The organism is Methylorubrum sp. SL192, assembly GCF_026672325.1.
Lineage (GTDB): Bacteria > Pseudomonadota > Alphaproteobacteria > Rhizobiales > Beijerinckiaceae > Methylobacterium > Methylobacterium extorquens.
Genome location: NZ_JAPPQV010000001.1, coordinates 1 through 12,368, shown reverse-complemented (window position 1 = coordinate 12,368; position 12,368 = coordinate 1). Strand labels below are relative to the sequence as shown.

12 protein-coding genes and 1 pseudogene are annotated in these 12,368 nt (G+C 53.7%); 11 read left to right on the top strand and 2 right to left on the bottom strand.

The annotated features are described in order from the left end of the window. Positions 1-96 precede the first annotated feature (96 nt). The 3 genes from OVA30_RS00065 (at position 97) to OVA30_RS00055 (ending at position 2,864) form a co-directional block, all read left to right on the top strand. On the top strand, positions 97-513 hold the full coding sequence (locus tag OVA30_RS00065; RefSeq protein WP_268174216.1) for a cupin domain-containing protein: 417 nt from the start codon (positions 97-99) through the stop codon (positions 511-513). Between the two features lie 135 nt (positions 514-648). Next, positions 649-2,019, top strand: a complete 1,371-nt coding sequence (locus OVA30_RS00060; protein ID WP_268174215.1) for a KamA family radical SAM protein — start codon at positions 649-651, stop codon at positions 2,017-2,019. A 44-nt stretch (positions 2,020-2,063) separates the two neighbouring features. Next, complete coding sequence (locus OVA30_RS00055) at positions 2,064-2,864, top strand: N-acyl homoserine lactonase family protein (protein WP_268174214.1); 801 nt, start codon at positions 2,064-2,066, stop codon at positions 2,862-2,864. 516 nt (positions 2,865-3,380) lie between these two features. Here OVA30_RS00055 and OVA30_RS00050 read toward each other — a convergent pair. Then, positions 3,381-4,115 (bottom strand): IS5 family transposase, encoded by a 735-nt coding sequence (locus OVA30_RS00050; RefSeq protein WP_268174259.1) that lies wholly within the window; start codon positions 4,113-4,115, stop codon positions 3,381-3,383. A 353-nt stretch (positions 4,116-4,468) separates the two neighbouring features. Here OVA30_RS00050 and OVA30_RS00045 point away from each other — a divergent pair, with 353 nt between their 5' ends. The 3 genes from OVA30_RS00045 (at position 4,469) to OVA30_RS00035 (ending at position 8,117) form a co-directional block, all read left to right on the top strand. Next, positions 4,469-6,355, top strand: a complete 1,887-nt coding sequence (locus tag OVA30_RS00045; protein ID WP_268174213.1) for an FAD/NAD(P)-binding protein — start codon at positions 4,469-4,471, stop codon at positions 6,353-6,355. Positions 6,356-6,422: 67 nt separating this feature from the next. Beyond that, the gene (locus OVA30_RS00040; protein WP_268174212.1) at positions 6,423-7,655 is read left to right on the top strand and encodes a YbfB/YjiJ family MFS transporter; all 1,233 of its coding nucleotides are present in this window, start codon (positions 6,423-6,425) and stop codon (positions 7,653-7,655) included. 57 nt (positions 7,656-7,712) lie between these two features. Then, positions 7,713-8,117, top strand: a complete 405-nt coding sequence (locus tag OVA30_RS00035) for a GFA family protein (RefSeq protein WP_268174211.1) — start codon at positions 7,713-7,715, stop codon at positions 8,115-8,117. Positions 8,118-8,374: 257 nt separating this feature from the next. Here OVA30_RS00035 and OVA30_RS00030 read toward each other — a convergent pair. Then, positions 8,375-9,366, bottom strand: a pseudogene (locus tag OVA30_RS00030) (IS481 family transposase). A gap of 70 nt (positions 9,367-9,436) precedes the next feature. Here OVA30_RS00030 and OVA30_RS00025 point away from each other — a divergent pair. From OVA30_RS00025 to OVA30_RS00005, 5 genes are all read left to right on the top strand, one after another. Next, positions 9,437-9,622 carry a type II toxin-antitoxin system VapC family toxin gene (locus OVA30_RS00025; RefSeq protein WP_268174210.1) on the top strand — a complete coding sequence of 62 codons (186 nt, stop codon included), beginning with the start codon at positions 9,437-9,439 and terminating at the stop codon, positions 9,620-9,622. 356 nt (positions 9,623-9,978) lie between these two features. Next, positions 9,979-10,332, top strand: a complete 354-nt coding sequence (locus OVA30_RS00020; RefSeq protein ID WP_268174209.1) for a DUF736 domain-containing protein — start codon at positions 9,979-9,981, stop codon at positions 10,330-10,332. A gap of 67 nt (positions 10,333-10,399) precedes the next feature. Continuing rightward, positions 10,400-10,648: a hypothetical protein gene (locus OVA30_RS00015; protein WP_268174208.1), complete on the top strand. Its 249-nt coding sequence runs from the start codon at positions 10,400-10,402 to the stop codon at positions 10,646-10,648. Positions 10,649-10,768: 120 nt separating this feature from the next. Beyond that, positions 10,769-11,116, top strand: a complete 348-nt coding sequence (locus tag OVA30_RS00010; RefSeq protein ID WP_268174207.1) for a DUF5983 family protein — start codon at positions 10,769-10,771, stop codon at positions 11,114-11,116. A 140-nt stretch (positions 11,117-11,256) separates the two neighbouring features. Continuing rightward, positions 11,257-12,276: an ArdC family protein gene (locus tag OVA30_RS00005; protein WP_268174206.1), complete on the top strand. Its 1,020-nt coding sequence runs from the start codon at positions 11,257-11,259 to the stop codon at positions 12,274-12,276. Positions 12,277-12,368 lie beyond the last annotated feature (92 nt).

Genomic DNA, 12,368 nt, shown 5'->3' with positions numbered 1-12,368 from the left:
AAAGTGCCTGCGCTATAAAACGACAGGCGCAATCATAAAATAAAAAAGCTGTAGCTCAATAATAGAGCGTTTGTAGAAAGAAGGGAGACAGAATTCATGCTCAAATCGGAAATCAATCACCCTCTCGATGCGGAAGCTATCGCGTCTCTCACGGCGAGTGTCGGTACAAAATACGTCCAGGGCGGAATTACTCGAACAGTTTTGCAGAAAACAACCTACCCTGAAGGGTATACAATCAACTTCAATATTATTGAAGTTCCGAACGGAGCTAGTGCAAATCCACATACTCACCCCGGGCTGGAAATTACATACGTACTAGAAGGTGAGTTCGATCTTGTAACCGAGGGAAAACCAGATCGGCGTTTCACACCCGGGATGTCATATATGGTCAGTGACAGCGAGGTTCACTTTGCTCGTGTTGTCAGTGAAGTACCGATGAAACTCCTATGCGTCTTCATTAATGAACAAAGCAAGCCTGTAGCGACGGTAGTCGGACAAGCTGAAGATCGTTGATATTCATCATAATTAACAACAGCATTCCTTAGGACTAGCATATAATATCAAACTTCACTTGGCGGATTGCAAGTACAAATCTGCCAAGCAATTTGAATTTGCTTTACCTCCAAAACGCCAGTGAGGGGAATTAAATTGCATACGCTGACGAAATTCAAACCTTATACTCGGGTAACAATTCACGAAACGCCGCATTGGCAGAAGTTAACTAATGATCAACAGGACGCAGTCTCTGTTATTTCTCATGTACTGCCGTTTCGAGTAAATAAATATGTATTAGACGAGCTTATTGACTGGAACAATATTCCGGACGATCCGATATTTCGCCTTACTTTTCCGCATCAAGAGATGCTCGGGCGCGAGGAATATAATAACTTACGCGATCTTGTCTTGGTTCGGAAAGACCAGCAAAAAATCACGGAAGAAGTAAGGCGGATATGGAATAAAATGAATCCACATCCGGCAGGGCAAACTACACATAATGTCCCTAAATTAGCTGGGCGAGAGCTGACGGGGCTTCAACATAAATACAGGGAAACTGTATTGTTTTTCCCAAAGCCAGGTCAATCATGTCATGCATATTGTACATTTTGTTTCAGATGGCCGCAATTTGTTGGCTTCGGAGAGATGAAGTTTGATGCAAAAGATGTATCGGATTTGATTGATTATCTCCGCATCCATAAAGAAGTTACGGACGTACTTATTACTGGCGGCGATCCGATGGTAATGAATACAAGGTCTCTGAAAGAATACCTTGAACCACTATTAGATCCAACACTTTCACATATACAAAATATTAGAATTGGAACAAAGTCGGTATCATATTGGCCTCAGCGGTACGTAACTGATAAGGATGCTGATGATCTAATGCGCCTCTTTGAGCATATTGTTGCATCGGGCAAAAATCTTGCGCTGATGGCTCACTACAATCATCCTGCAGAGTTACGAACGCCAGTTGCGCAGAAGGCCATCAAACGGATTGTAATGACGGGTGCTACTGTACGAGTACAAGCTCCATTGATACGGCATATAAATGAAAATCCAACCGACTGGATCGAGTTGTGGAATACATCTGTAAATCTTGGGGCCGTCCCATATTACATGTTTGTAGAAAGAGATACTGGTCCAAGTGAGTATTTTTCCCTCCCTTTATCAAGGGCTTATTCTATTTTTCACGGTGCATACAAACAGGTATCGGGCTTAGCCAGAACTGTGCGAGGCCCGTCGATGAGTACCCATTATGGTAAAGTCCTCATCGATGGAATTGTGACGCTTGCTGGTGAAGAGGTTTTTGCGCTTCAATTTATTCAAGCGCGAAACTCGGATTGGGTGAGAAAACCATTTTATGCGAAGTATGATAGCAAAGCTGTCTGGTTTGACGAGCTCGTTCCTGCATTCGGCGCAAATAAATTCTTCTTTGAAGAAGACATGCAAGCATCAGACAAATTGTTTCAAAGCAATATAATCGAAAACGGCATCGATGAAAAAACGTTATTGCTTACATGAGTGAATAAAACAATATCTCATAACCTATAAATGAGGAATGAGTCATGACTACGCAAAAATATGAAGTTTTTGCACTTCGTTACGCAACTCACGCTGACAGAAAAAAAAGCGAAAATTTTATATCGACCGATCTACACGATAATTGCGGTATGCCGCTTGATTTTTACATGTGGGTTATAAGGAACGACGAGAGGACTATAATTGTTGATACAGGTTTTGATGCCAGCTCAGCCGAGAGACGCAAAAGAACTTTTTTGGAAAATCCAGTAGATATGCTTAAACATATTGATATTGACCCTCTGGAGATCAAAGATGTTATAATAACTCATATGCATTATGACCATAGTGGAAACCTTATGTCGTTTCCTAATGCTCGCGTCCATGTTCAGGAAGCTGAAATCTCATATTGCACTGGCCGCTGTATGTGCCACGATCTTTTACGAAAACCATTCGACGTGAATGATGTCGTAAATGCAATCCGTATCAATTATGAAGGCAGATTGGTTTTTCACCAGGATAGAACTAATTTATTCCCTGGAATTTCTGTTCATAGAGTGGGAGGTCATACAAAGGGGCTTCAAATCGTCAGAGTCAACACGGAACGCGGTTACATAGTGTTGGCAAGTGATGCTGCGCATTATTGGACTAATATAATTGATAAGCAGCCGGTTCCAATGGTGGTCGATTTAGACGATATGCTAGATGCGTATGCGACCATTAATAAGTTCGCAGACGGTGAATATCATGTAATTCCAGGGCATGATCCAAATGTATTAGAGATTTTCCCGAAATATAAGGGCCACAAAAATATAGTCATGTTGCACGCATGGCCTTCATGGTCCTAGAAAACGATTTAGCCCGGGGAATGATAACTTACGTAAGGTGTATGCCAACACCTATTAATTGATTGATCGGCTGGCGTTGTCAGTGATGAAAGCAGGGCCAGCGGATATTCGAGTCACTTCGAGCAGATCCGGGATGCTCTGGCCAATCAAGATTGTGGTGAGATCCCGCTTCAAGGCTTGGCGTTTGGGTTGGAGCTTGGCTGTGAGTCATTCAGTCAGGCCGTAGGAGAAGCGGAAGACCATGTCGGATGCAGCTTAGCCAGGCCTCTCGCGCCAGCAGCTCGTACGTCACCCGGGATCGTAGATGCACCAGACAGGTTTGCTAGCCTGCGCTCTACTCCTGCTGGAGCGCGTGGCGCTCTCAGAGCAACACCGCTGACAAATGCCAGCCGTCCGCTCGTACACCATGGCTGCAGCCGATGATGACTTGGAGTGATGTTCCCACCCGATCTTGGCACTGGAGGAACAGTGACAGCTACAGAAGCTCACATTGAGAGCCTGTTTAAGGTCTGGATTTCAGGCGGGATGGTTGAGGGCGTTAGCGGCCATGAGGCTGGCGACGCAGGCGAGGCGTCCTGTTGCAACGTCGAGGCGACCAGCGCGCTCACGGTGCAGGCCAACCCAGTGGCTGAGCCAGCCGAAGGTCCGCTCAACGACCCAGCGCCGCTCCAGCACGGCGAAGCCCTTCTGGTCAGGCTGCTTCTCGACCACACGGTGCCGCATGCCGTGCAGGTTGCACCATTCTTGGCAGCGCTCGGCCGTGAAAGCACCGTCGAGGAGACCCAAACACAAGCTGGGCCACGTCTGCTTGCCCGCATCCAGCGCCGACAGCGTGTCGCGATCCTGCACGTTGGCCGGCACGACGGCCAGCGCCAGGACGGGCCCTTGGGCATCCACCAGAGCTACGCGTTTGCGCCCGACCAGCTTCTTAGCACCATCGTAGCCGCGCGGCCCGCGGACCCCGGTGCACTTGACGCTTTGCGTGTCGATGATCGCCAGCCGTGGATCGGGCCGACGTCCGCAACGCCGCCGCTGACGGCGCGCCAGAGCCCGCATCAGGTTTTCGAACAGCCCCTTCTCGTTCCAGCGCCGGAACCAGCCATAGACCGTGCGCCAGGGCAGAAAGCCGGCCGGCAACGCCCGCCATCCACTGCCCGTCAGCAGGTGCCAAGCGATCCCCGCCAGCACCTGACGCGCCGCTGTCGCTTCCGGACGGCCCGGTGGATCGGCTCGTTTCAGAAAACGGGCCACCTCGTCCAAGCCCGCTTGCAGCGCCGTGTCCTTCAGACGCGTCTCACGACGCGTCCGATGTCGGTCCGTCCACACCGGCTCTCCACTCCGCCCCGCCAGGCGGAATTCGTGTTGACTCACGAGACAGATGGGACGGCCGGCAGAGGTGCTCCAACAGGCTCTGAGCGCTTCGGTGTCGCCGCAGGCCGTTTGAAGACTTCAGCCAGGAGAAGATGCGGGGCGCCATTCGTCGACTGCGTCCGAGAAGCCGCTGATGAACTTAGAAACACGTGTGTCATCGAGATACATGGCTTTGTCTAGTTCCCCGAAGATCGGTAGTTCTTTTCTAATCTTCAGAAACAAGGAGAATGACAATGGATCCTGTATGCGTTGTAATCATTGGTATGGGACCTCGCGGGTTGAGTGTGCTCGAGAGAATAGTAGAAAATCTTTGCACGGCTAGAAATAAAAAACCTTTCACAATTTGCATTGTGGAGCCGGGGGAGTGTGGGCAAGGAGTGCATTTTTCAATGCAACCTTCACATTTATTGACAAATACGGTTGCATCTCAGGTGAGTATTTTTGCTCCATATAGTGTTGCTGGAGGACGGGACGGGGTTTCCTTTACTCAATGGGCTAAGCTTGCCGGTTATCGAAAATACAATGATACTTTTCAGATCAGAAATGCTATTGATGGCTGCGATATTGACGATAACGACTACCTCCCGCGATCGATGCTAGGTGAATATTTATCATGGGCTTACCACAGGATTGTGAATTTACTGCCAGATTATGTAAATATTCAACACTATAAAAGCCGTGCCGTTGATATGCAATTAATCGCCGAGAACAGATTTTCAGTGAAGCTTGAGAGTGGCTATGAGATAGAAGGAGATTTTGTATTTATGACGACCGGTCACGCGGTTCGTAAAAGATCAAATCAAGATAAAATTTTTGAAATATTTGCAAATAAATTCATTCATATAAATGAAGATCTCAAATACATTAGAAACCCATATCCGGTTACCAATCTCGATAAGATCTCGCCGTCTGCTATAATTGCCATACAAGGACTCGGCTTAACATCGTATGATATCGTATCACAATTAACAAAGGGGCGAGGTGGTCTTTTTTATCGTGAAAACGGTCAAATGAAGTATCAGCCTTCGGGCAAAGAACCGAAAAAGATTTTGATATTTTCAAGAACATGTCTTCCGTTTGCAGCTCGTGGTATCAATCAAAAAGGCATTAATGGTCGGCATCAGGCGGAGTTTTTTACCGTTGATGCAATTAAAACTTTGCAACGTCAGGCCGTTAGGCGAACTGGTAGCTTGAAACTAAATTTCACTACCGAGGTACTACCACTGATAAAAAAGGAAATGGCCTACGCATTCCGATTAGCGCAGTTAGGTCGTGAATTTGATATTTCGACGTTTGAAATAAATGAAATAGAAAATTATGAAATTGAAAATCTATTAGATCCATTGACGTTAAGAAATTTTGTATCTTTTGAAGAGTTCAGGTCATTTTTCTGGAACGCGGTCAAATCGGATTTGGCTGAAGCTGAAAAAGGAAATTTATCAAGCCCGATAAAGGCAGCATGTGATGTGCTTCGCGACACTCGCGAGGCCCTTAGATATGCTATCGAATTCTGTGGCTTGACTCCAGAAACGCATAAAACCTATGTGGAACAATTTGTGAATTCAACAAACAGGATTTCATTTGGGCCGCCCCGAGTTCTCAATGAAGAATTGATTGCGCTTAATGACGCTGGTCTTCTTGAAATTGCAGGCGGACCTGGGAACAAGATCTTTCTTGAGGAAAAAAGCGGTAAGTTTGTTATTTGCAACACGTTCGACTCTCAAGGAACAAAATTTTACTCTGATGTTCTGGTATCTGCAAGGTTAGATTTGTATTCTCCTACAACAGACAGTTCCAAATTAACTAACAATCTTTTTCGAAGAGGAATTATACGCCCGCATTTGAATGATTATTATCATCCTAGCGGCATTGACATAAATGAAGACATGAATGTCATCAATCATGATGGTGTACCATACGACAATTTGTGGGCAATAGGCTTTCTTGTAGAGGGCCCCCATTTTTATACTCATGCTCTTCCAAGGCCATTGATTAAATCACGATTTACTCAAGACGCTGATCGATGTGTGCGCCATATGTTTGCCTCTCCTTGGTTTAGTCGAACTAGAAGACAAAATAAAACTCAGTCAGTTGCTGAAGAAGACAATCTGATCGCGTAACTAGTCATAGATGAAAACTTGCATATGCATATACTTAGAATTTCTTTAGTGCATAAGGAAAGCCGTCATGACAAAGCCGCTCCATTTCAAATATGTACCCCAATCAGATTTTATGAGAGATCTCCCCTCCTCAAGACCTGTGTTTGTAGCGGTGGCGTTATCACTTGCTGCTGCTATAGCTTTAGGTCTGACGCGATTTTCTTACGGTCTCCTCATTCCTCCTATGCGGGCTGACCTCAATTGGTCATATTTCGTTGCCGGCTTGATGAATACCGGAAATGCTTTGGGATACTTTATTGGCGCAATAATGACCACCAAACTCATACGTAAGTTCGGCGTTTGGAATCTCCTGATTATTTCTTCTTTTGTTTCATCTGTATTTACTTTTCTACCTGGATTAGTAACGGAAACCACTATCCTTCTAATGATGCGTATTTGTGCTGGAGTTGCGAGTTCATTTATATTTATATCGGGTGGAGTTTTGTCCGCAAGACTTGGTGCTATGCACAGTGGCCGGGCCGGATTGCTGATAGGGATATATTACGGCGGCACTGGAGTTGGTATTACGCTTTCTGCGTTGCTAGTTCCGGTGGCACAGTCCAGTGCCCAACTTGCCGGTGCCGTGCATACTTGGCAATGGTCTTGGATAGCATTGGGTGTTTTGTGTCTACTTGCTACATGTCTGTTAGCTGGCCCGGCCAAAACTATCGGCGAGGCTCCGCAAAATCAAAGTAACGGGCGTAATTTCGCAATCAACGATTTCGTATACAGCCTCATCGGTTATCTCATGTTCGGGGTTGGATACATCGGATATATGACATTTGTCATAGCTCTTCTTAAAGACCAAGGTATATCGCTCGGGTATATTACAGCGTTTTATGCTTTGTTGGGTCTTTCTGTTGTTGCCTCATCTCGCGTTTGGGCAAAGATGCTGGATCATTTCAAGGGCGGGCAATCGCTTGCGATACTTAATTTCATACTGAGTTTGGCCTGCGTTTTACCGGCCGTTACGACATCTACTTCTTTGTTATTTGCTTCCGGTATTGTGTTTGGCGGCGTATTTTTATCGGTGGTAGCATCTACGACGTTGATAGTGCGCCATAATCTCCCTCAAGACTCTTGGTCCGCAGGCATCAGCGCCTTCACTACAGCTTTTGCTCTAGGACAGATTTTGGGTCCGTCAGTTGTAGGGTGGATAGCTGATGGTTCGGGTGGGCTTGAGCGAGGCTTGATGGTCTCTGCTGCCGCGCTCCTTATCGCGGCTATCCTTTCGTCACAGCAAAAACATCTACAGCATTGAAGCTTATCCTAAGGATAGCCTGGTTTTATAGGTCTCGAGATTTCGGAGGATAAATCAATGTCAGCTCTGAATGGCGGATGTATGTGCGGTTCGATTAGTTATAGTCTGAATAAAGAGCCTAGAAGCTTAGTAATATGCCATTGCGAAAACTGTAGAAAAATAGGTGGCGGGCTGTTTTCCCTAAATGCCATTATTTCAGAGAAGGACTTTTCATCTCAAGGTGAGATATCTGTATTTACCGATATTGGTGAAAGCGGTAGTCCTGTTTACAGGCATTTCTGCGGTAAGTGTGGATCTCCGATTTATGCGAAAATTGCATCTGCTCCTGGAAAAATTGTATTGAAAGTTGGATCTCTTGATTCGATTGATGGACTTGTCCCGAAAGTCGAAATTTATACCGAGCGCTCACCTGAGTGGCTTCCACCAATCAAAACCACTGAGAAATTTCGTCGAGGGCAATAATAAGTAGAGGCTGAATTCGAGATTGTACAAAACAGGAGATGCGCCGTCCAACCTTCATCTTCGAGTTTTTCCCTGGACGGTCGCCTTAGCCCTGTAATTTTTCTCCGCATTGTCGAGGGTCACAATTCGTTATCCGCTAGAGACGCGTGTGTCCCCGTGGCCCGCCTCCAGCGGGCTGAGTGTCGTGGCCGTGGCCCGCAGCCTCGGCCTGCCGATCCTGGAGGCCAGGGAGGCGCTCCGGGCGTATCTGGCGCTCGCTAGCTGTTTGGTCCCGGCATTTGGTGGAGCGGGTTTGACCTGAAGCGACCGGGCTCTGCGGACCATGCTTTGCAGATGGCCTCGTAGGGCGTGAGACCCCGCAGGGTCTTCAGGCGGCGTGCGAAGTTGTAGGCGCTGACGAAGTCGGCCAGGTGGGCGCGGAGCTGCTCGTGGCTGTCGTAGTGGTAGCGCTTGACCGTCGCGTCCTTGATCGTGCGGTTCATTCGCTCGACCTGCCCATTCGTCCAGGGGTGCCGCGGCTTGGTCAGGCGATGGTCGATATCGTTGCGGGCACAGGCGGACTCGAAGCTGTGGGCTCGGAAGGTCTCGCCGGCTGCAATCGCCTCCTTGATGATGGAGGCGGCCGAGGCAACGTTGCCGGGTGTCGTGAAGTGGGTGCCATTGTCGGTGAGCACCGTGTGCACCTTGTAGGGCACCGCCTCGGTGAGATGGCGGAGGAAGTCACCCGCAACCCGCCGGGTCGCCTTCTCGTGCAGCTCGACGAAGGCGAACTTGGTCGTGCGGTCGATGCGACGAGCAGGTAGAGCCGCCCTTCCGCCGTGTGGACCTCAGCCAGATCGATGTGGAAGTAGCCGAGCGGATAGGCCTTGAAGCGGGAGCGCTTGGGCTTGTCGCCGTCGACCTCTGGCAATCGGCTGATACCGTGCCGCTGCAGGCAGCGATGCAGAGACGAGCGGGTTAGGTGCGGGATCGTGGCTTGGAGCGCGTAGAGGCAGTCGTCGAGCGGCAGGAGCATGTGACGACGAAAGGCGACCACCACCGCCTCGTCCTCGGGTGACAGCACCGTGGAATGCGGATCCTTCGGGCCCGTACGCTGGTCGGCGACCGAGGTCCGCTTCTTCCACTTGGCAACCGTCTTCGGGTTGATCCCGTAGCGCTTCGAGAGTGCCCTCAGGCTCGTTTGACTATGCTGGATCGTTCGACGGATCGCCTCCGTCGTTGTGGCGCTGCCGTGAACAACCTGGCCCATAGCGCGTCCCTCCACTCGGGCGTGAAGATTGCACCATCAAACTCCGGGATCAAACATCTCTAGCATCCAGGTGGTCAGCGTGCCCGCCAGCGTCTCCGACGGCGCGCTTGACGCCTACGATCGCTACGGCGAGGGACGGCACCCGGCCGCCTTCAACTTCGGCGACTGCCTCGCCTATGCCTGTGCCCGCTACTACCGGCTCCCGCTGCTCTACAAGGGCGACGGCTTCGCGCGGACCGACATCGAGGCGGCGTGATCCCGGCCGGGATCCGGGAGCGTCATCGACCGGAGTGCGTGTCAGGCCGGTCCGGAGAGCCATGGGGGCGCCAGGCTGTCCTTGTCCCCCGCGAACGAACCGCTGCCCTGCGGCCTCTCGAGATGGGCTGGTCTAACCGGGGACGGCTTCGCCTCGGCCGGACTACCGCAACGGCGGGGTCTCGGGTTTCTTCCCCGCCGCCCTGCGGGCGGCTCCTCGCGGAACAACAAACCCGGCCCCCTGCCGTCCTCCGCTGCGCTCCGGCCAGCACGCTGGTGCGGCGCCGGCCGCCTCCGGCTCAACGACCGCCATCGAGGCCGCGAGGGCGCGGCTCCGAAGCGAGCGAGGACTTCACCATGGCGACCATCGGCACCTTCACCCGGACCCAGAACGGCTTCATCGGTGACATCAGCACCCTGACGATCAATGCCAAGCGGGTCACGATCGTCGAGACGACGGGCGACAGCGAGAACGCCCCCACGCACCGCATCTACCTCGGTAAGGCGGAAATCGGCGCCGGCTGGGCCAAGCGCTCGCAGGAGCAGCGCGTCTACATCTCCCTCAAGCTCGACGATCCGAGCCTGCCCGCCCCGCTCTTCGCCAACCTCTGCGCCGACGAGGACGGCAAGACCTTCCAGGCGATCTGGAGCCGCTCCAAGGCCCGCTCCACGGGTCGCCAGCAGGTCCGCCAGCAGAGCCGCCGGGACTGAGCCCCGGAGCCTCGGCGCCCCGCCCCGACGGGCGGGGCGGGTTCAGGATCAGGCGGAGAACATCGGAATGGCTTACGCGTTTGACACACTCGGATATTCTAAGACCCTGCGCACGGCGGGTGTCCCTGCTGAACAGGCAGAGGCCCATGCCGAGGCGGCTCGGGAGTTCATCATGCACGAACTCGTCACCAAGGAAGATCTGCGCACGGCGATGGAGCTTCATACGCTCCAGATGACGGTGCGTCTTGGCGGTATCGTCGCGGCCGGTTTCGCGGCAGGCTTCGCGGCCCTCGCCGCCCTCATCAAGCTGACCTGATCGGGCACGGGCGCCTCGCACCGCAGGGCGGGGCGCCAGAAAGCCGGAGGCAGGGCCGAGCGTCGCGACGGTTCGGTGTCCGGAGAGAGAGTCTCCGGCGACCGTCGCGAGGCCGCTTCCATGACCATCTGCCTGTTTTTCTGCCCGGCCTCGGTTCAGTACCTCGAGCCGGAGACCTACGCGAAGCTACGCGACGTCGCCGAGACCGGTCCCGGCCGGCCGGGTGGGGCGGCCTACGACCCCGAAGATCCCTGGCACGCGCTGATCGTCGATCCGCACAGCCACGGCCGCTGGATCCACACCGGCATCGTCGGCGCCTGCATGCCCGACGGGCTGCCCGCCTCCCTCGTCGCGGTGCTGCGCGCCGCGCACGCGCAGGACGCCGTCTGGATCCTCTTCGACACCGAGCTGGAGCCGACGACGTTCGACCTGCCCGTGTTCGATCATTCCAGCCCCAGGCAGGGATAGGCGGATTCCCCCCGGCGTCGCGCCTTCCCCGGTCACCCTTCCGCGTGGCGCTGCCCTTCAGAGGGAGAGGGGGCGCTGCGCTGCGTGACGGGAGATCAGGCCGGAGAGAGGCTCCGGCGCCCGTCGCGAGAGCACCGCCGATGGCCCGCCGCCCCTCCTCCTCCCGGAAAGCCGCTGCCCGCCGCACCGAGGCCACTCCAGCCCCGCGCGTCGATCTCTACCAGCGCATCACCGACACAATCATCGCCCAGCTCGAACAGGGCCGCGTGCCGTGGGTGCAGCCGTGGGGCGACCTGCCGGGGACCGCCGCGGTCGGGATGCCGCGTAATGCCCAGACCGACCGGGCGTATTCCGGGATCAACGTGATGCTGCTGTGGGGAAGCGGCATGGCCATGGGCTACCCGACCCAGCGCTGGCTCACCTTCCGCCAGGCGCTTTCCCTCGGCGGCTGCGTCCGCCGCGGCGAGAAGGGCACGCCGGTCGTCTACGCCAATCGCTTCACACCCGAGCAGGAGCGTGCGCGGGCCTCGCAGGCGGGCGAGGAGGCGCGCTCGATCGCGTTCCTGAAGCAGTACTGGGTGTTCAACGCCGCGCAGTGCGACGGCCTGCCGGAGGACCTCTACCTGCCGCCCCCGCCGCCGCGCGAGGACCTGATCGAGCCGCGCTTCCGTGCCCTGATGGAGGCGAGCGGCCTGACCATCCACATGGGTGGCCAGATGGCGTTCTACCGCCCATCCGACGACGCGATCGTGCTGCCGCCGCCGCAGGCCTTCCACGAGCCGATCAACTTTCACAGGACCGCGGCGCACGAGATGAGCCACGCGACGGGCCATCCCTCCCGGCTCGCCCGCGATTTCACTGGCCGCTACGGCAGCGAAGGGTACGCCCGCGAGGAGCTCGTCGCCGAGATCTCCGCAGCCTACGTCTGCGCCAGCCTCGGCATCGTACCGACGGTGCGCCACGCCGACTACATCGCGTCCTGGCTCGAGGTGCTGCGCTCCGATCCCCGCGCCATCGTGCAGGCGGCGGGGCTTGCCAGCCGCTCGGCCGACTGGCTGCTCGGCCGCCTGCCGCCCGAGCTCGCCCCGGCCGGTGTCGGCGAACAGATCGAGGAGGATGGGCCGGAGGACGAGACGGCGCCCCTGCAGGAGGCGGCGTGATGCGCTTCAAGCGCTGGCCGCGTCCGACGCCGTTCGAGGACACGTCGCGCAAACGCGCGGCGTACCTGCGCAAACAAGTCCGCGAGCAGGGG